The sequence below is a fragment of the Planococcus sp. A6 genome, from assembly GCF_028823615.1.
In the GTDB taxonomy this organism is placed as follows: Bacteria; Bacillota; Bacilli; order Bacillales_A; family Planococcaceae; genus Planococcus.
On the sequence record NZ_JAPEHT010000032.1, the window covers coordinates 1 to 19,037 of the forward strand.

Annotated in this window: 17 protein-coding genes; 4 read left to right on the top strand and 13 right to left on the bottom strand. The window is 49.5% G+C overall.

Features of this window, described 5'->3' with window-relative positions; translation table 11 throughout:
* Positions 1–84: 84 nt before the first annotated feature.
* The 3 genes from ON064_RS06700 to ON064_RS06710 are packed head-to-tail and all read right to left on the bottom strand — an operon-like array spanning position 85 to position 4,118.
* On the bottom strand, positions 85–1,449 hold the full coding sequence (locus ON064_RS06700; RefSeq protein WP_274624170.1) for a YjiH family protein: 1,365 nt from the start codon (positions 1,447–1,449) through the stop codon (positions 85–87).
* 36 nt (positions 1,450–1,485) lie between these two features.
* On the bottom strand, positions 1,486–2,796 hold the full coding sequence (locus ON064_RS06705) for an aspartate aminotransferase family protein (protein WP_274624171.1): 1,311 nt from the start codon (positions 2,794–2,796) through the stop codon (positions 1,486–1,488).
* On the bottom strand, positions 2,793–4,118 hold the full coding sequence (locus tag ON064_RS06710; RefSeq protein ID WP_274624172.1) for a sigma 54-interacting transcriptional regulator: 1,326 nt from the start codon (positions 4,116–4,118) through the stop codon (positions 2,793–2,795). The genes ON064_RS06705 and ON064_RS06710 overlap by 4 nt, the downstream gene beginning before the upstream one ends.
* Positions 4,119–4,333: 215 nt before the next feature.
* On the opposite strand from ON064_RS06710, the gene ON064_RS06715 reads away from it, so the two are divergent.
* Together ON064_RS06715 and ON064_RS06720 are read left to right on the top strand one after the other, a co-directional pair.
* Complete coding sequence (locus tag ON064_RS06715) at positions 4,334–5,512, top strand: processed acidic surface protein (protein ID WP_274624173.1); 1,179 nt, start codon at positions 4,334–4,336, stop codon at positions 5,510–5,512.
* The gene (locus ON064_RS06720) at positions 5,509–6,210 is read left to right on the top strand and encodes a class D sortase (RefSeq protein ID WP_274624174.1); all 702 of its coding nucleotides are present in this window, start codon (positions 5,509–5,511) and stop codon (positions 6,208–6,210) included. Before ON064_RS06715 ends, ON064_RS06720 begins: the two co-directional genes overlap by 4 nt.
* A 148-nt stretch (positions 6,211–6,358) precedes the next feature.
* On the opposite strand, the gene ON064_RS06725 is transcribed toward ON064_RS06720, so the two are convergent.
* Both ON064_RS06725 and ON064_RS06730 read right to left on the bottom strand, forming a co-directional pair.
* Positions 6,359–7,798, bottom strand: coding sequence for a trypsin-like peptidase domain-containing protein (locus tag ON064_RS06725; RefSeq protein ID WP_274624175.1), 1,440 nt, complete (start codon positions 7,796–7,798; stop codon positions 6,359–6,361).
* Positions 7,799–8,031: 233 nt separating this feature from the next.
* Positions 8,032–8,367: a winged helix-turn-helix transcriptional regulator gene (locus ON064_RS06730; RefSeq protein WP_274624176.1), complete on the bottom strand. Its 336-nt coding sequence runs from the start codon at positions 8,365–8,367 to the stop codon at positions 8,032–8,034.
* 115 nt (positions 8,368–8,482) lie between these two features.
* On the opposite strand from ON064_RS06730, the gene ON064_RS06735 reads away from it, so the two are divergent.
* Positions 8,483–8,974, top strand: a complete 492-nt coding sequence (locus ON064_RS06735; RefSeq protein WP_274624194.1) for a lactoylglutathione lyase family protein — start codon at positions 8,483–8,485, stop codon at positions 8,972–8,974.
* A gap of 198 nt (positions 8,975–9,172) precedes the next feature.
* Here ON064_RS06735 and ON064_RS06740 read toward each other — a convergent pair whose 3' ends face one another.
* The 7 genes from ON064_RS06740 to ON064_RS06770 all read right to left on the bottom strand — a co-directional run bounded on the left by ON064_RS06740 (position 9,173) and on the right by ON064_RS06770 (position 17,611).
* Positions 9,173–9,541: a hypothetical protein gene (locus ON064_RS06740; RefSeq protein ID WP_274624177.1), complete on the bottom strand. Its 369-nt coding sequence runs from the start codon at positions 9,539–9,541 to the stop codon at positions 9,173–9,175.
* 157 nt (positions 9,542–9,698) lie between these two features.
* Positions 9,699–10,232, bottom strand: a complete 534-nt coding sequence (locus ON064_RS06745) for a divergent PAP2 family protein (protein WP_058383242.1) — start codon at positions 10,230–10,232, stop codon at positions 9,699–9,701.
* Positions 10,233–10,364: 132 nt separating this feature from the next.
* Positions 10,365–12,332 carry a S8 family serine peptidase gene (locus tag ON064_RS06750; RefSeq protein ID WP_274624178.1) on the bottom strand — a complete coding sequence of 656 codons (1,968 nt, stop codon included), beginning with the start codon at positions 12,330–12,332 and terminating at the stop codon, positions 10,365–10,367.
* Positions 12,333–12,621: 289 nt separating this feature from the next.
* On the bottom strand, positions 12,622–14,295 hold the full coding sequence (locus ON064_RS06755; RefSeq protein ID WP_274624179.1) for a glycerol-3-phosphate dehydrogenase/oxidase: 1,674 nt from the start codon (positions 14,293–14,295) through the stop codon (positions 12,622–12,624).
* A gap of 136 nt (positions 14,296–14,431) precedes the next feature.
* The gene (glpK, locus tag ON064_RS06760) at positions 14,432–15,934 is read right to left on the bottom strand and encodes a glycerol kinase GlpK (RefSeq protein WP_274624180.1); all 1,503 of its coding nucleotides are present in this window, start codon (positions 15,932–15,934) and stop codon (positions 14,432–14,434) included.
* Between the two features lie 19 nt (positions 15,935–15,953).
* Positions 15,954–16,787, bottom strand: coding sequence for an MIP/aquaporin family protein (locus ON064_RS06765; protein ID WP_274624181.1), 834 nt, complete (start codon positions 16,785–16,787; stop codon positions 15,954–15,956).
* Positions 16,788–17,065: 278 nt separating this feature from the next.
* Positions 17,066–17,611 (bottom strand): glycerol-3-phosphate responsive antiterminator, encoded by a 546-nt coding sequence (locus tag ON064_RS06770; protein WP_101190877.1) that lies wholly within the window; start codon positions 17,609–17,611, stop codon positions 17,066–17,068.
* A 143-nt stretch (positions 17,612–17,754) separates the two neighbouring features.
* Between ON064_RS06770 and ON064_RS06775 the strand changes: the two genes are divergently transcribed.
* A complete protein-coding gene (locus ON064_RS06775) occupies positions 17,755–18,465 on the top strand; it encodes an MBL fold metallo-hydrolase (RefSeq protein WP_274624182.1) in 711 nt (236 codons plus the stop codon).
* Positions 18,466–18,475: 10 nt separating this feature from the next.
* On the opposite strand, the gene ON064_RS06780 is transcribed toward ON064_RS06775, so the two are convergent.
* Positions 18,476–19,033, bottom strand: a complete 558-nt coding sequence (locus tag ON064_RS06780) for a GNAT family N-acetyltransferase (RefSeq protein ID WP_274624183.1) — start codon at positions 19,031–19,033, stop codon at positions 18,476–18,478.
* Positions 19,034–19,037: the final 4 nt, after the last annotated feature.

Genomic DNA, 19,037 nt, shown 5'->3' on the forward strand with positions numbered 1-19,037 from the left:
TCCTAATTAATGCAGTCATTTACTTGAGAGTATAGCATTGTTTCCAGAAAGCAAAAAAGCCTCCGCCACGGCGGAGACTTTTGTTTAAACGAAAAGATGTGCGAACAAAACGATGATCGGCAAAGTGATCGCTGTGCGCAACAAGAAGATGACCAACAATTCCCAGAACTTCACCGGAATATTCGATTTTAGGATCAAGATGCCGATTTCCGACATATAAATCAATTGCGTGAGCGACATGCCGGCAATGACGAATTTCGTCAAATCGCTTTCGATGCCGCTGCCGAGCACTGCCGGCAAGAACATATCGGCAAATCCGACCAGTAAAGTCGGCGCCGCTTCAGCCGCTTCCGGCAAGCCCAAAAGCGTCAGCAATGGAATGAGCGGATAAGCGATGATGCGGAAAATCGGCGTGTATTCTGCGATGACCAGTGCAGCCGTACCGAGCGCCATGACCAGTGGAATCAAGCCAAGCCAGATATCCATGACCGTGCCGATGCCTGACTGAGCCAGTTTCTTGCCGCTTGCGGCCGTACTCGCTTTCAAGCGCGCGGCTTCAAATCCCCATTTGACCAAAGAAACATTTTCCGGAACGCTGTCGTCGATTTGTTTCCCGACGCCTTCCCGGTATGTATCAGTTTTACGGGACAAAGGCGGAATGCGCGGCATGATGACCGCCGCGACGAGGCAAGCGACCGAAACCGCCAAATAGAACGGCAGGAACAGGTGACCGATACCGATGACATTTGCGACGACTAGGCTGAACGCAACAGAAGCGATCGAGAAAGTTGTCGCAATGACAGCAGCTTCGCGTTTCGTGTAATAGCCTTCGTCGTATTGTTTCATCGTCACCAATACCCCGACAGGTGCAGCGCCCATCCAGGAAGCCATTGCATCAATTGACGAACGTCCCGGCAATGTGAACACCGGGCGCATGATTTTATTGAGCAAAGTCCCGACGAACTCCATCAAGCCGAATTCGACTAGAAGCGGCAACAGGATGCCGGCAAACAAGAACCAAGTCAACAGTACCGGCGCGAGGTCGTAAAGTACGACGCCGCCTGTATTGCGGGAAGCGATGGCTTGCGGGCCGACTTCATAAAACGCCATGATGCCGACCGCAAATCCGATAAAGCGGATTGCCAAGCTGACGGGCCCGACGATGAAAATCGGCCGAAGCATATCGGAATTTCGGATAATGCCGGGTTTTGCGACCGTTGCCGCCAAACCTGCGAATGCCGAGAAGCCAAGTAAAACCAGAATGAATCCAGGAATCCATTCCCCGAATGTCGATAGCAGGAATGAGGCAAGAATGCCGACCCCGATTGTAATTTGCCCGTCATAGGACACAGGCACCAAAAACAATAATGCCCCGATTAATGATGGGATAATGAATTTCCATGTGGCAGATGGCGATAAAGCCTGTTTCTCTTTTGGAATGCTGGTCATGAACGTTTCCCCCTTTTGTATATTCCCCTTCGTTTGTTACTGTAAGTTCGTCAATGCCTTGTCCAGTACTTTGATGCCTTCATCAATCTGTTCTTTAGTGACCGTCAGCGGCGGGATCATCCGTATAACCTCTCCCGAATTGCCGCATAGATAGAACAGCACCCCTTGCTTCAGGCAATCATCCAACACTGTCATGACCGCTTCGCCGTCAGGACGCTTGGTTTTTGGATCCATCAATTCAATGCCGATCATGAGCCCGACGCCACGCACTTCGCGAATGGCTGGATGTTTTTGCTTCAGCTTGTCCAACTCTTCTAGGGCATAAGCACCGAGCGTCTGCGCATTTTCCAATAGCCGTTCTTCTTTCAGCACTTCGATCGATGCAAGCGCCGCAGAACAAGCGAGTGGATTGCCACCGAATGTCGTGCCATGCGTGCCGAGCGGCCATTGATCCATCAATTCTTTCGATGCCACCGTCGCACTGAGCGGGAGTCCGGCGGCGATGCCTTTCGCGACAGCCATGATGTCCGGCGTGACCCCAAAAGTCTGAGCAGCGAACCAATTGCCGGTGCGGCCGAAGCCGGTCTGTACTTCATCGAATATCAATAGGATGCCGTGGCGGTCGCAGATTTCGCGCACTTTCGCCAGCCATTCTTTTGGCGGGATGATATAGCCGCCTTCCCCGAGCACCGGCTCTAAAATGATGCAAGCTACTTCTTCAGGCGTCACTTGGTGATTGAACAGCTTTTCCATATCACGCTCCAGTTTTTCAGGGAAGAACTCAGCCGGATCCGCACCTTCCGGCAAATCATCCGGATGCGCATAGGGCAATTGGTAGGTCAGCCAAGACGGCTGCATATGCTTGCGGTACTTGCTTTTTGACGTCGACACGCTGAGCGCACCCATCGAGCGGCCATGGAAACAGCCGGTAAATGACACGACGTACGGGCGTTTCGTGACGTATTTCGCAAGCTTGATGCCGCCTTCGATCGCTTCTGTCCCGCTATTGGCAAAAAAGAAATTATCGAGTTTCCCAGGCATGATCTGCTGGAGTTCATATGCCAGCTTCAAGATCGATTCATAGATGATGACGCCGGATGGACCGTGGATCAAATGGTCCGCCCCGTCTTTGATGGCCTGGACGACTTTCGGATGGCGATGCCCGACATTCTCCACCGCGATACCTGAGGTGAAATCCAGGTAGGTGCGCCCATCCGCCCCGTAGTAATAGCAGCCTTCCGCTTTTACGACCGGCAGATTCGGGTGGTCTTTCGCCATGCTCGGCGCCAACAAATTGCCGATGGAGTTCGTCATTTCCATCCAGTCCTGTGTTTGTTTCGTTGTCATAAATCTTCATCCTTTCCTGTTGCGATGGCATGTTTTTTCAGTTTGCGCACGACGGAGGGCTGGCTGATGCCAAGCCTTTCCGCCATTTCGGTCGTCGTTCGGTAGCGTTTCTTGGCGTTTTCCAACACTTTTTTCTCAACTACATCAAGCAAATGCGGCAGTGTGCGGCCTTCAAGTTCAATGCCCACTTGCTCATCTTTTGCGGGACGGTAACTTGCCGGCAGGTCTTCCAGGCAGATGTCACCGTGCTCGCTTTCAAGATAGCCACGTTCCAGCACATTGCGCACTTCCCGGAAATTGCCTTTCCAATCCAGTTGAAGCAAATGGACATATGCCGGGTCCGTTAGTTTTTTTCGAGCGCCATATTTATCCCCCAGTTCATCGATTGTCCGGGTCAAAAAGGCTTCCAAATCCTCCGGCCGTTCGCGCAGCCCTGAGAGTTGAATCAGCGAGACATGCAATAAGTAAAATAGGGCCTCCCGGAACCTTCCTTCCTGCATATGTTCCTCCAATGAAGTGTCGCTGATGGCGATTAGCCGGATGTCGCGTTTTTCCGCAAGCAATTTTTCAAGCATCGACTGCGTACGGCCTGATAGCTGGTCAATTTCGTTCAAAACGAGCGTCCCACCTTGCGCCAGGCCGAAATAGCCGCCTTCGCCTTCAAATGATTCAACGAAGATTGTTTCCGGAATGGCGCCACAATCAACTTCGATAAAGGCTTCATCCTTTCTCGCGCTATGCTGGTGAATGAGCTTGGCAAACATACTTTTTCCGGTTCCCCGAGGGCCTTCGATTACTAAAGAAGCATCGTATTCTGCCAATTTCAACGCACTGCGCAGCGCACGTTCGGACTGTACGCTTTGGGCGATGACCCCGTCGACTGACAATTGCCTGCCGCGTAAATACGCCAACTCCCCTTTGACACGGTCCATCTCTGTTTCCAGCGATTCAAGATATTCTTTCATGATCATCAGTTCCGATACTTCATACGAATAACTGATGACGTATTCCACTTCGCGCTGTTCATCAAATACCGGCAACCCGGTGATGAGCATCTTTTTGCCCGTCGCTGTTTCCTGGACGAGCACCAGCTTTTTCTTCCGTTCAATGACTAGCGGCGTGACCGCTGGCGTAAAAACGCCTTGTCGTTCCAACTCATAGATCGAGCGTCCAAGCAGGGCAGCGGGGTCTAATCCATAATGCAAGCCGCTCATTTCCGTCACTTTGATGATGCGACCTTCCCTGTTAGTGATGATGATATCTTCATCGTGCATCGCCATGACTTCTTCGATAGCGTCTGGCACTAGTAAATGTCGGTGCATATTTTCACCTCGTTTATTCATTATTGTATAGACTATACAATAATGAATAATTAAAAAGCAAGACAATTCGAACAATTACTTCTTTTATCTTTAAAAATCCAGCAGTTTCATGGAAGGAAAAGCAAGTTATAATCTAATAGACCTATTCTAAAAGTCATGATTCAAGACTATACTATTCTAGATATTCCATTTATTTCACATATAGGAGGATTCAAATGAAAGGTGCGTTAACACTTATTACTTCCCTCTTACTGGCTCTTGCGATCGGAACAGTTCCGGCGTTCGCCATTTCAGAGGATGACCGTGGCTTTAACCGCTTGTTGGCCGAAATCGGCTGGGAAAAAGCGGATTACATCATTTATCTAGAGAGTAAAGGCTGGACACTGGATGACTTTTATTCTTCTACCGATCTCGGCACACCGCTAACGGAAGACGGCATTGCACAAATTGTGGATACATATGAGCTGACACGCGATGAATTGAACGGCCTGCTGGAAGAGTTCGGCGATCTCGATGCAGGTGTAGATGTATTGGACGGGGACTTCATTATTTTCATGGAAGAACTGGAAGAATCGGTAGACTTCTATTTGACCTATCAAGAAGATTGGACACCGTTCACCGAAGCGAACTTAGCTTTATTGCTTGAGGATTTCGGCTTTGCTTCCAAAGAAGAACTGGAGGAATTCCTTAACTTATTCGATGATTCAATCGCCAATTACGAATTCATCGAGGACTTGGAGAGCTCCATCATGTTCTATCAGGAAGACTGGCTGTTTGACATGGATTTGGAGGGCGTATTCGCTGAATTTGGCGTAACCGAACAAGAACTTGAGCGTCTCGCCCAACATTTTGAAACACTCGATTATACGAACCCGCAATTTGAAGAACGCTTGATGGAACTCAGCGAGCGCATGATGGCGATCGAGGAATTCTCCACGGTGACCGAATTATCCGCCGAACAAATCGCGGAACTCTTGTCAATCTATGACGAATTCATGGAACTTTTCGAAATGGAAGCCAAGTATTATTTCGTCAAAGGCGATGAGAAAAAAGAGATGAGCGTCCAATCCCTTATTTCACTTGAGTCAACAGATGGTTATGACCTTTTGATCGAGCTGTACAATTTGCAAGGCGACTTTCTGGCAGATATCCTGTTGACCGCTGATATGTTCGGATCAGACCTCATTGTCGATACCGGAAAAGAATTGGAAAATAGCACACCGACGGTTATACCGCCGCCTAAAAAGCCAGCTGATAACACGAACCAAACCGTCAAAGGCGGAAAACTGCCAAAAACAGCCAGTGACTTCGCACAAAATGCGGCTATCGGGCTGGGCTTTATCGCATTCGGTGCTTTGTTGTTCAGACGCACACGGGTGAAACCCACATCATGAACAAAAAGCGAATTTCCTGGTTGATGACAATTGCGGCAGCCGGAATGATCGTCTTTGGCCTATGGTTCAGCGGCACACAGGCTGCCACTTTCGCGAAAGGCTATTTTCTATACAAAGCTGATTCAGTCTCCGCAGAGGACTTTGCGCCCAAACTGCAGACGACAAACGCTGAAGTTTCATTACCCGATGCTGCGCCGAATGAATCCCCACAGGCTCCAATCGAAGAAACTAAAGAAACCAAAGAAACTGAAGAAGCAGCCCAACTCCCGAAAGACATCCAGTATCCGACAGATCCACAAATCGGCGACTTGATGGGCGAACTCATCATCCCGAAACTCGAGGCCAGCCTGCCAATTATCCATGGCACCGATGAAGACGAATTGGAGAAAGGCGTTGGCCATTATGCAGACAGCGTCTTGCCTGGTCAATCCGATAACTCAGTCTTGTCAGGTCATCGCGATACGGTGTTCCGGGAACTCGGAAAAGTCGGCAAAGGCGATGAATTCATCGTTAATACCGCTGATGGCACGTTTACTTACCGCGTCCGCCAAGTGCGCATCGTCGATGAAGACGACCGCACTGTCATCGTCCCGAAACCGAGGGCGACGTTGACGGTCTCGACGTGCTATCCTTTTGATTTCGTCGGCTATGCGCCAGAACGCTATATTCTCGTAGCTGACCTCATCTCGAGCAGCTAAACGAAAGACCGCAGCTTCCTTTCGGGAGGCTGCGGTCTTTTTGCATTCATTTAAAAAGCCCTGAATCTGCATTCAGGGCTTTTCATTATTCCCGGTTCTCTTTTTGCATTCATTTAAAAAGCCCTGAATCTGCATTCAGGGCTTTTCATTATTCCACATTGACGATATCGGAAATATAGAAGAATCCGTAATCATCCATGACAATTGTATACACTTTCGTGCGTTCCTGCACCGACCAATTGCCTTCCGCGTCCTTGAATTCAAACGCTTCTTCTGTATAAACGAGGGCATGGTCTTCCTTGATTTCAATATTGGTGATATCAAGCTTGTTGAAAATATGTTCCATGTCTTTGCCAGCAATTTGGTCGATATACTCAATCATGCTATTGTAGATATCGCTTTGATAGACCAGCAGGTTCTGGACATAATAGAAATCTTCTTCCTGCAATGCCAGTTCGTAAAATTCCTGGTAGCTCACGACAAATTCCGTCAATGATTCTTCCGTGAATTCATGTGTTGTGCTGTAATCGAATTCGTAGTTTTCGTCTTCGTAGCTGCTGTCAAAATCGTCGTAGACCGGGAAAATCTTGGCGACCGCTTCACGGCTCATCGGATTTTTCGCCCATGCATCCAATTGGTCATACATCGAATAGAGCGGGATGGAGAATCCGATTGAATCCCCTTCAGGGAATAGCAGTGAGTTGATGCCGATGACTTTTCCTGTACCTGCGTCAAGAAGCGGACCGCCACTTGATCCCGGCGCAAGTGCAGCATCGATCTGGTAGATATTTTCATACGTGAATTCCTGGTAGAAATCACGGTCGATGCCAGTCAAATAACCCATAGACGCGGTATTTTCAAAACCGGACGGGCTGCCAAGCGCGATGACTTCCGTACCGACATCGGTTGCTGCCATTTCCACTTCCAAAGGCTCGATGCCCGTTAAATCATTTACTTGGATCAAGGCAATGTCGGATTCAGCTGAAATACCGACGACGGTTCCTTCATGGTCCTGCCCATTGATATTGCGCACAATGACATCTGTATATCCTGACACAACGTGAGCGTTGGTCACGACCATGCCCGTTTCCGTGAACAAGAACCCAGAACCTTGGCCGCCTTCAGTCAAAATCGTGTAGACGCGTGTTTGTGCACCTTTAATGACAGCCGTCTTGTCTTTTTTCTTCGGCTCGACTTTCTCTTCCTGGTCAGAAGGATGGGTGATATTTTCTGCTTTCGTCACCGTGCCTTCTACCGGTTCTTCAGATGATACTTGCGTTTCCGGCTCTTCTACCGGCATTTCTTCTTCCACCGGTTCTTCTTCCACCGGTTCTTCCTCAGGCACCTCTTCAGGCACTTCCTCGGAAGCCTCGGTATCTTCCTGCGGCAATGCCACTTCCGGTTGTTCATCACTCAATAGTTGCCCTAGTCCAAATCCAAGCCCCAATAACACGGCTAACAACACGAGCGCATAAACGAATTTATTGCGCTTCGGTTTGCGTTGCTTTCTTGTGGCAAGTGGCGCTCCGCAATTATCACAGAACTTTGCAGACTCATCATTCATCGTGCCACATTTTGTGCATTTCATAGCTGTACCTCCTGCCGGACATTATTCATCCCCGAATTTTCTTCATTATAAACCTTAGAACGCCAAACCTCCACCTTAGGTTGCCTTTGTAATATATTGTCCTCAATTGGTAATAAAATTCAAAATTCAGAACACCAAAAACAATATTAAGCCATGACTTAAGGCATGCAAAAACACTCTTTTTAAACGAGTGAACATAGCTTGAGTGAAGTTCAACTTCTAATGCAACGAGGCTAGTCTTCTTGCCCGCTGCCCCAATCATGCATTTCCTTTAATAAAGGCTTCAATGAGACGCCTTTCTCGGAGATAGAGTATTCCACTTTCAAGGGCATTTCGTTAAATTGCTTCCGCACGATCAGCTTATCCTGCTCCAATTCTTTTAATTGCTGGCTTAGCATTTTATGGGTAATGCCTGGCATCAGCTTTTTCAGCTCACCATAACGATGAATGCCATCATACGCCAAATGCCAAAGGATGACTGGCTTCCATTTCCCTCCGATTTTTTGAAGTGTATATTCGATGGAACACTTCAATTTTCCGTGCTCGTCCACATTCAGCAGCTCGTCCATTTCGTTCCCTACTTCCCTTTTAGGTAGCACCTCTCGAAAAAGTGCATACTGTTCACTAGAAGAGTAATCCCCCATACTGAAGCTGTCAACCAAACAAAGGAGGAATCATCAAATGATGCCATACCCAAGAAGCTTTTCCCATATCGGCTTATCTGTTCCAGATCTCGACAAAGCAGTAGAATTTTATACCGAAGTACTCGGCTGGTACACGATCATGGAGCCAGCACCTGTCTACAATGACGACACCGCCATCGGCCAGATGTGCCGGGACGTCTTCGGAAATGACTGGAAGCAGTTCCGGATTGCCCATCTCGCCACAGGAGACAAAGTTGGAGTCGAACTTTTTGAATTCCCGCAAAATGAAAAACCCGAGAATAACTTTGAGTATTGGAAAACAGGTATTTTCCATTTCTGCATACAGGACCCAAATATTGAAGAGTTGGTGGAAAAAATCAAACAGCACGGTGGCAAGCAACGGATGCCGATCCGTGAATACTATCCGGATGATAAGCCTTATAAAATGGTTTACGTCGAAGATCCATTCGGCAATATTTTCGAAATTTATACGCATAGCTATGAACTTACCTATTCACAAGGCGCTTATTGAGCATAGAAAAACAGGAGTCCGCTATATACGGGACTCCTGTTTTCTTGTGCTCATTTTTCATCGGTGGTACTGAACAGCAACCCGGTTCAGCCACAAGCTGTATCGGCTTTATCCCTCTTTTTTCGATGTTTTTCTATCAAAAAAGCAATGCATCGGCATCGCTTCCAGTACTTGCTTCTATTGCACGCTTCAACAAGTTCAGCGGACATCGATCCCTGTGACCGCTTCCTGCAGTACCAACACGTCACTGAATAGCTGGGCATCGGCTTTTCCGCTTGCTTTCGCTTGTTCGTTGACACGCTGCAGCAGTTCATCCAACTGCCCCTGAATCTCCTGATACTCGTCGATCGTCAATGTCTCTTGACTGTCTACGTGCTGTTCTAGCTGTTCCAATTCTTGTTCCACATCGCCATGAGGGCCCAAACGTTCAATCACTTCGCGCCCCGGTTCGTGCTTTTTGCCGCCTGTTGAATTCTCGCTTGCAAACGTCACCGGTTCGAAATGTGCCATGAATACCATACCAAAAGCGAGCGCCGAAAGTGAAATGTTCAGAGCAGAAATCTTCAAATGATCTTCCTCCTTCGAATTGGTCTGCTTTCACTCCTAGGCTAACCGATTTGTCCGTCTTCGTAACCCCTTTGGCGACAGTCTTCACTAACACTTAACAAACTTTACATTCAGTTTTCAGCGCAAAGAAAAAAACCGCTGTGATAGCGGTTTTTCCTTATCTGTAATCTGCACGGGTCATGCGCCCATTGTATGGCAGCCGTTTTTGCTGCTCCAAATCACGTTCACGGTTCTCGATCTTAGCGGCAATGATGCCAAGCAAGGTGCCGAATGCAGCTCCTGCGGCTACTTCGATCGGCTGATGACCGAGTAATTCCTTCAACTCTTTATCGCGCTCCACAAATTCAAAGCTCGGAAACTCCCCGGAAATTTTCGTGAAGCTGTCCTCGAGGTCGTTGACCAGACGTGCAATTTCGCCTGTATGGCGGCGTATGCCTTGCGCGTCGTACATGACGATGGCGCCGAACACGACCGCTAGTGCCGTTTCCGTATGGCGTGCACCTTTATTGGAAGCGACGTATGCGGCGAGTGCCGACACTCCTGCTGAGTGGGAACTCGGCATCCCGCCAGTCGTAAACGCTTGCTGCCAATCCCATTTCCCTGCCACCACTTTATGCGTGACGATTTTCAATCCTTGTGCGATGCCGATCGCCCCGAGTGACGTGATCATTCCGCGGTTCATCTTTCTCATCTTTTCATCCTCCAATACAGTAGCTGCTGCGGCTTATGCCGCCTGATAACTCCCTTTACCCTGAAATCCCTAAAGATATGTAAAGGCAGGGAATATTTTTGGAGGAACCGCTTAGAAAAGCGGCTTTTCCGTTTATTTTAATTGCAAATCAACTTCAAACTTCACATCTGGCGTGATAGCGCCTTTGCTGCCGAAGATTGAATACCCCGGATACGAAGGAAGCAAACTTTTCGTCGGCGAAGGAATCGAGTTCGCTGCGGTCAATAAAATCGGTGCGTCTTTTTTAGCCGCAAGTACCGATCCCGCTAAAGCGTCTGGGAAGTTCGTGCCGGTGGCGATAAAGGCTTTCTGTTTCCCCATCGGCAAGCCTTGGTTGATCAACTTGCCGGTATCGTAGCGGCTGGTTCCACCGTACCGCTTAGCGCCAGGCAATTGGGCCATGACGGCATTGCTGACCGCGCTCGTGCCTCCGGTGACAATCGTCGAACCTTTACCGGCTAGGGCAGCTTTCGTTTCTGCCGGCAATGTGCCCGTCCGTGTCAGCAAAATCGGGATGCCATTTTTAGCTGCATAAGGGGAAACGGAAAGAACATCCGGGAAATTTTGGCCGTTGGAGACGACTGCCCGGTCACTCGTAATCTTTTTAGCGATCAGGGCGGCCGTCTCGTAGCGCGTCTTGCCGCCGATGCGATCTACGCTATTCACTAGCTGGCCCACTTGCTGTTCAACAGTTGCCGATAACGCACCGTTGCTGCCGAGAAGAATGGCTTTGCCAGGCTTCAAACGACGGATTTCAGCTGCTGCTGCCGGGTGGAGGGCATCCCCTTTTGTCAGCAGGATGGGGGCGTCTTGACCGCCTGCCAATGCATCAGGAAAGTCAGTGCCTGTCGCAATGATCACTGTCGAAGCGGCGCTCCATCCGGCTTTGGAAATGGCAACCGCCGTGTCATAGCGGCTGGAACCAGCCAATCGGTCCGACCAATGGCTTGCATCCAAAGTCAATGCACGGTCTATATTAAGGCGGCCATGGCCGTAATAGACATCTTTTCCAGCCGTCCCAAGATCTTTTGCAGTCAGCATCAAACGCCCTGCGATGTCGGTATTGCTGAGTTTCGGTTCATTCGCCTTCAGCAGCGCTGCAGCCCCCGAGACAATCGGCGTGGACATGGAAGTTCCGTCCATTCCACCGAATGATTCATCAGGGAATATGGAAAAAACGCCTGTTCCCGGCGCAGCGATATCGATCGTTTTGCCGAAATTCGAGAAATCCGAGCGCTTGTCCGCAGCATCAGTTGAAGCGACGGATAGCACTTCTTGATATGCTGCTGGGTAGTAAGGGGAACTGATGCCATCGTTGCCGGCTGCTGCCACGACGAGAACGTTTTTGGAATGCGCATATTGCACAGCTTCTCTCAGGACGTTCGTGTCGGAATATGCCACCAGGCTCATGTTGATGATGTCAGCCCCGTTATCGACTGCATGATAAACGCCAGCGGCAACGTCCGAGATAAAGCCATCCTCGCCATCGAATACATCAATCGGCATGATGCTCGTCGACGGTGCCACGCCAACACCGAATAATTCATTGTCCATGTTGCCGGCGATAAGCCCGGCTACATGTGTCCCGTGGATCTCTACACTGACGCTTCCAGGTTTTCCTGTGATGATATTGTACGGGGAAACGATGCGCCCTTTCAGATCGGGATGCAGCAAGTCAAATCCATCATCGATTATCGCCACAAGGACATCGGCTTTCCCGGTCGTCTTATCCCAGGCGGATTCTGAACCGATGAGCCGGTGGTGATATTGATACCCTGCGTAAAACGGGTCGCCCGGTATGGCGGCCAATTCCACTCGATGGTCTGGCTCGACGTATTCAATATTCCCTTGCTTGGAAAGCTCCGCCATAAACGAGTCCACGCTCTGCCCTTGCGGCACTTCGAGTGTGACGATTTGCCCCTCGCCTGTTTTCGCTGTTGCGACTTTCTGTGCAGCAGCTGCACCTTCCATAGCGGCTTGTTCCCGCAATTTAACGATGACCCGGTCTGCCGGGTTTTCTGTCGGTCCCTGCGCTTGCGCCGTTGTGCCAATGCCGATCACCCGCCAATACTGTAGTTGTCTGTTTCATGGTCATTCCCCTCACATTCCCATAGTCTTTCCACCTTATATTTTCTGATAATTCAAATAGTTATTTACAAAAATTATACGACCTTTCCTGACAAATGCCTAGACAATGTAAAAATTCTTTTGAATTTCGATAAAAAATGGATATTAATCTCTACCCTTCGAAACCCATCTTTTAGCACTAATGGCATAAGTTTTATTTTTTTAATCAAAAAAACAGTTCCTTGTCAAATGGATGACAAGGAACTGTTACAGCAATTAGCACTTATTTACTTAATTCAGAAACTGGGGTTGGAATAACAGCTTCGTGAAGAAGGATTTCCAACTCTTCCGTATAACGCGTTTTCTGTTGGGCTGTCCAGTTGAATACGCCTGCCATGTAATCCGCAGCGGCTTCTTTATGGGCATGCACCCAGTGGATATCGAAATACAACGCGCCTGTACGGCGGATGAAGAAATCGACCGGCTTGCACACAGCTTCCGATTCGATGCCATATTGCAGCATTGCATAGACGAGTGGATCGAGATTATGCTCAGCAGCCTCAGCCAACCCGTCTGTATAATGGCGCAATACATGGTCGACGTTCGCGCCGTAGCGGTTGACGAGCAATTCCATTGCGTCTTCCGTGAGACCGAATTCGGCCGCTCGTTTCATGCGATCAGCTTTGAATGCTTTAAAGCCTTTCGATCCGCCGACCTCCCCGCCGGAAAGCGCCATTTTCTTCGTGGATACTTTCTTGAAAGCCGTGCCGTATTCCTCTTGCAGTTGCTTGGTGACTAGATCCATGATGCTTTCGCCCATTTTACGGTAACCGGTGAGCTTGCCTCCTGCGATTGAAATCAAGCCGGAATCCGATACGAAGATTTCGTCTTTACGGGAAATCTCGGATGGGTCCTTGCCTTCTTCGTGGATCAGCGGACGCAATCCTGCCCAGCTGGATTCGATATCCGCAGCTGTAATCGCCACGTCCGGGAACATGAAGTTAACAGCTTCTAAAACGTAGTCACGGTCTTCTGTCGTCATCGTTGGGTGCGCGATATCTTGTTTGTATACTGTATCGGTCGTACCGACATAAACTTTGCCTTGGCGCGGGATGGCGAATGCCATACGGCCGTCCGGCATGTCAAAATAAATCGCTTGCTTGAGCGGGAAGCGCGATTGGTCGAATACCAAATGGATCCCTTTCGTCAGCTGCAAGGTCTTGCCTTTTTTCGATTTGTCTTCTTCACGCAATGTGTCGACCCAAGGGCCAGCTGCATTGACGATTCTTTTTGCGAAGATTTCGTGGATTGTGCCGTCAAGCTGGTCTTCCGCTACCACGCCGACCACTTTGCCGTTGTCGTAAAGGAAACCTTTCACTTTCACATAGTTCATCGCAAGTGCGCCCTTTTCAACAGCTTTTTTCATAACTTCCATTGTCAAGCGTGCATCGTCCGTTTTGTATTCAACGTAATACCCAGCGCCCTTCAAACCATCTTGTTTTACGAGTGGTTCGCGGCGGAGCGCTTCTTCACGTGAGAACATTTGGCGGCGTTCGCTTCTTTTAACCCCTGCCAGGTAATCATAGACACGGAGGCCGACGTTTGTGCTGAGTGGACCGAATGTGCCGCCTTTGTGGAACGGCAGCATCATCCATTCAGGTGTCGTGACGTGCGGTCCGTTTTCATAAACGATTTCGCGTTCTTTGCCGACTTCCGCGACCATCTTCACTTCAAATTGCTTGAGGTAGCGCAAACCGCCGTGCACGAGTTTCGTCGAACGGCTTGAGGTTCCTGCTGCGAAATCCTGCATTTCCACGACGCCTGCACGAACGCCGCGTGCTGCGGCATCGAGCGCGATCCCTGCTCCTGTAATACCGCCACCGATGATCAATACATCAAGTGGCGCCTGTTTCATTTGTCCATAAGTTTCTGTACGTTTTAAGCTTGAGAATTTCATTCTTAACCGACTCCTTTTCCAATATATTCCATATTAAAAAGAGAGACCTGTACACAGCCGCAGATTCGCATCTGCTGTACTGGCATGGTCTCTCCTCGTCTCCGGCCATTTATCTCTCGGTGATTAACTTGTAAGTTTAGTCGACGGGCTTGAATGTACGAGTCGCGGCTACCGCATTCTGCCAGCCTGTATACAGTCGCTCGCTTGTTTCGTCGGACATTTCCGGCTCGTAAGTTTTATCAAGCTGCCATTGTGCGGCAATCTCGTCTTTGTCTTTCCAGAATCCTGTAGCGAGGCCTGCCAAGTAAGCAGCCCCGAGCGCCGTTGTTTCTTGGATGCGTGGGCGTTCAACAGGTACGTGAAGCAAATCCGATTGGAATTGCATCAGCATATCGTTGCCGACTGCACCGCCATCGACGCGCAAAGTCTTCAATTCAATCTCTGCATCTTCTATCATAACATCTACAACGTCTTTTGTCTGATATGCGAGCGCCTCAAGCGTCGCACGAATGAAATGTGCTTTTGTCGTGCCGCGTGTCAAGCCGAATACAGCGCCTCTTGCATCAGTATCCCAGTACGGAGTGCCGAGCCCGACAAATGCCGGTACCATGTAGACACCGTCCGTCGAGTCTACTTGTTGTGCGAACTGTTCGCTCTCCGGTGCCGTCTCGATGACTTGCAGGCCGTCGCGCAGCCATTGGATGGCCGAACCTGCGACGAAAATACTGCCCTCGAGTGCATATTCGACTTTGCCATCGACGCCCCAAGCGAGTGTCGTCAGCAAGCCATGTTCGGATTCGACTGCTTTCTCACCGGTATTCATCAACATGAAGCATCCAGTTCCGTAAGTGTTTTTTGCCATGCCTTTTTCGAAGCACGCTTGGCCGAACAAGGCTGCCTGCTGATCGCCTGCGATTCCTGCGATCGGCACTTCATGGCCAAAGAAATGATAATTGATGGTATGTGCATAAATTTCAGATGACTGGCGAACTTCCGGCAGCATGCTCTTCGGCACTGTCAGGATATCGAGCAGTTCATCATCCCACTCAAGATCATGAATATTGTACATGAGCGTACGGGATGCGTTGCTGTAATCCGTGATATGCGTCGAACCGCCAGACAAGCGGTAGACGAGCCATGTATCGATCGTGCCGAACATCAAATCGCCGTTATCCGCTTTTTCTCTTGCACCTTCGACATTGTCGAGAATCCATTTCACTTTCGTGCCTGAGAAGTACGCGTCGATCAAAAGGCCGGTCTTCTTGCGGAATGTATCGTTCAATCCCTGGTCTTTCAATTCATTGCAGATGCCGTCTGTCTGGCGCGATTGCCAAACAATCGCTTTATAGATCGGCTTGCCGGTATTGCGATCCCAGACGACCGTCGTTTCACGTTGGTTGGTGATGCCGATGCCTGAAATTTCGGATGGGTCGACGTCTGTTTTGCGCAATACTTCTGCGATGCACGCCAGGACCGAAGTCCAAATTTCATTGGCGTCATGCTCGACCCAACCCGGTTTCGGGAAAAATTGCTGGAATTCCTGCTGGCCTGTCCCGACTATCTCGCCGGCATGGTTCAGCAGGACCGCCCGGGAACTGGTTGTTCCTTGGTCGATCGATAAAATATATTTTTTACTCACTGGAATCTCCTCCGCTAACTTATGAAATGGTTTTTTCTCTTAATTGCTTGGCTTTCACTCGGCCATTTTTCAATTCTACACTGGCTGCCCCGATAAATACCAGGACGAGCACTAAACTCAATGCAAAGAACGGCAAGCCGAAATCTCCTGTAAAGATCGCTTTATAGAACACTGCCCCATAAATACCGCCAAATGCAGGCCCCACAATCGGCACCCAAGCATAGCTCCAGTCAGATGGGCCTTTTCCTGGAATCGGCAACAAAGCGTGGGCAATACGCGGCCCCAAATCACGAGCAGGGTTGATCGCGTATCCTGTCGTGCCGCCGAGCGACATGCCGATCGCGATGATGAGTGCGCCGACAATCAATGGGTTCAAGCCTTCCGTAAAATCATTGGCGCCAATGAACAACAAGCCCATGACCAAAACGAAAGTCCCGATGATTTCACTGATCAAGTTGGAAAACGGGCGGCGTATCGCTGGAATCGTTGCGAACACAGCAAGTTTCGATTCAGCTTCCTTTGTTCTGTCCCAATGAGGAAGATAGTTGAAGAAGACAATAACAGCACCGATAATGGCCCCAAGAATTTGTGCGGCAATATAAACCGGCACCTGCGACCATGGAAATTCACCGACAAACGCAAAGCCTAATGTGACTGCTGGATTCAAATGCGCTCCTGAAAAATTCCCGACTGCATAAACACCCATTGTTACCGCAAGCCCCCAAGCGATCGTGACGACGATCCATCCTGCGTTCTCCGCTTTTGAATCTTTTAAAACCACACCTGCTACAACACCCGCACCAAAAATGATGAGAATCATTGTACCGATTAATTCCGCTAAAAACATTGTCATTTTCCCTACACCCCTTTTTCAGATTTCCCGCTTTTATCGAACCTGCCGAAGGACAAGGTACGCTTTCCAGCAGAATCTCCATGTATAATCAAGGACTAGCCACAAAAAAATTGGGATCTCTTTTCTCCTGCACGGTCCTTAACTTGTAAAATCAATTTAGCAGTTTTTGAAAACGCTGTCAACAATTAATTGGGGCTTATCTGGGAGTGATGGAAATTGAAAAAAATCGGCACGCACCCTTTCTGAAGAGCGATCGCCGATGAATGGGCTTTACAAAATCAGGTATCCCACAGTTCTGGCTGGGATGTCGAGACGGCTTCCGCCCCGCCTTGGTATGCAAGTTCGATATCTTCCCTTGTGCGGATCAAGCCGCCAGCAATGATGGGGATGCCGGTCCGTTCGTGCACTTCTTTGATGATTGACGGAATGAGCCCCGGCAATAATTCGATGTAATCGGGTTTTACTTGATCGATCAAGCTTAAATTATGTTCGAGCGCATGGCTGTCGAGCAGGAACAATCGCTGGATCGTCGTCAATTTATTTTTCTTCGCAAGAGCGATGACATTGCTTCTTGTCGAGACGATGCCATCCGGTTTCACTTCACGGACCAAATACTCAATGCCGTAAGCATCCGTTTTCAAGCCTTGGATCAAATCGGCATGCAAGATGACTTTCTTGCCTGCCTTCTTGGCAGCCGCGACAAGCGGCTTGAGCTGTGCAAGCCGGACTTCCAGGAAAATGATGGTCTCCTGGTCACTGGCAAGCAGCCGTTCAAATTCCTTCAGGTTACGCATGACAGGCACTACGCCTTTTAACTTAACCAACAGATTTTCCTCCTCCGTTAAAAACCAACCTACGGACATTATGCGCCAGCTTTGTTTCCTGCACAACTATTTGCCCCCCCGCCTTCATTTCATCAGCCGATTGCGATAAAATGGCAGTAATCATCCAAAAGGAGTTGGCGGTCATGCAGGTCAAGAAAGTGCAGAATGTTTATCAACTGGCTTTTATGCCTACAGTGTTTCCGGTAAATTGTTATTTGGTCGAAGAACAGGAAGGCTTGACGCTCGTCGATTGCGCTTTGGGTTTCGCAGCCAGGGACATCGCGCTGGCCGCAAAAACCATAGGCAAACCGATTACAGAAATCGCGCTGACGCATGCCCATATCGATCACGTCGGCGCACTCGATGCTTTGAAAAAACAGTTCCCCGAAGCGCAAGTTTCCGTCTCGGAAAGGGAAGCGAAAATCCTCTCAGGGGATAAAAGCGCTTCTCCTGAAGACGGGGGCAAACCTGTCAAAGGCGGGATCCCGAAAAATATCCAGACAACTCCCGACCGCCTGCTGCAAGAAGGCGACCGGGTCGGTTCGCTCGAAGTCGTTCTGTCCCCTGGGCATTCTCCGGGCTCCATTTCCTTTTTCGATAGACGCACTGGCGTCCTCATCGCAGGAGATGCTTTTCAGACACGCGGAGGCACCGCAGTTTCCGGGACATTCAAGCCGCTGTTCCCGTTCCCGGCGATGGCGACATGGGACAAACATGTAGCACTCGACAGCGCCAAAAAATTGACCTTGCTGCAGCCCAGTTTCCTCGCCGTCGGGCACGGGCGTATGCTCGACCATCCGGTGCGCTTCATGGAACAGGCAATCCGCGATGCCGAACAAAAATTAAAACCCTAGCCAACAATGGCTAGGGTTTCTTCTGTTTCAACTGCTGGCGACCGACGCGCATGAACCACACCGGCCGGGTGATTTCCGATACTTCCTCCACACGCCGGACGATTTCAAACCCGACTTTTTCGTAAGCACGGATTGCCGGCTTGTTGCGGATATCGGGATCGGTGACGCAGCACGTCACCGATCCGTCGCAGAACACCACTTCTTCCAGAAAGCGGCGGATGATCGCTTGCCCGAAGCCCTGGCCGCGGTAGGCAGGCCTGCCGATGAGAATATCAAGCCCTGCCGCGCGCTGCAATTCCGTAAACTGTTCGCTGCCCGGATAATCACTCCAGCGGAATGTCTGGATATAGCCAATCGGTTCTTCCAGATAATAGATAAGGTATGGTTCAGTGGGATCTTTCCCTTTGATGCTGCCGACAAATTCACGAACGAATTCCCCATAAGTACCATTATAGCTGTACCCCCAAAAACGGTTGATCTGCGGTTCTTTCGTGATCCATTCGTAGAGTAGCGGCAAATGTTCCCGCCGCAAACGTTCGAAACTGACATGTTCAATTTGCAAGGCCATGAAG

Excerpts from the sequence above, each read along its gene's own strand:
- ON064_RS06700 (WP_274624170.1), bottom strand. The coding sequence starts at position 1,449 with ATGACCAGCATTCCAAAAGAGAAACAGGCTTTATCGCCATCTGCCACA.
- ON064_RS06705 (WP_274624171.1), bottom strand. The coding sequence starts at position 2,796 with ATGACAACGAAACAAACACAGGACTGGATGGAAATGACGAACTCCATC.
- ON064_RS06710 (WP_274624172.1), bottom strand. The coding sequence starts at position 4,118 with ATGCACCGACATTTACTAGTGCCAGACGCTATCGAAGAAGTCATGGCG.
- ON064_RS06715 (WP_274624173.1), top strand. The coding sequence starts at position 4,334 with ATGAAAGGTGCGTTAACACTTATTACTTCCCTCTTACTGGCTCTTGCG.
- ON064_RS06720 (WP_274624174.1), top strand. The coding sequence starts at position 5,509 with ATGAACAAAAAGCGAATTTCCTGGTTGATGACAATTGCGGCAGCCGGA.
- ON064_RS06725 (WP_274624175.1), bottom strand. The coding sequence starts at position 7,798 with ATGAAATGCACAAAATGTGGCACGATGAATGATGAGTCTGCAAAGTTC.
- ON064_RS06730 (WP_274624176.1), bottom strand. The coding sequence starts at position 8,367 with ATGGACGAGCTGCTGAATGTGGACGAGCACGGAAAATTGAAGTGTTCC.
- ON064_RS06735 (WP_274624194.1), top strand. The coding sequence starts at position 8,483 with ATGCCATACCCAAGAAGCTTTTCCCATATCGGCTTATCTGTTCCAGAT.
- ON064_RS06745 (WP_058383242.1), bottom strand. The coding sequence starts at position 10,232 with ATGAGAAAGATGAACCGCGGAATGATCACGTCACTCGGGGCGATCGGC.
- ON064_RS06755 (WP_274624179.1), bottom strand. The coding sequence starts at position 14,295 with ATGAAATTCTCAAGCTTAAAACGTACAGAAACTTATGGACAAATGAAA.
- ON064_RS06765 (WP_274624181.1), bottom strand. The coding sequence starts at position 16,787 with ATGACAATGTTTTTAGCGGAATTAATCGGTACAATGATTCTCATCATT.
- ON064_RS06775 (WP_274624182.1), top strand. The coding sequence starts at position 17,755 with ATGCAGGTCAAGAAAGTGCAGAATGTTTATCAACTGGCTTTTATGCCT.
- ON064_RS06780 (WP_274624183.1), bottom strand. The coding sequence starts at position 19,033 with ATGGCCTTGCAAATTGAACATGTCAGTTTCGAACGTTTGCGGCGGGAA.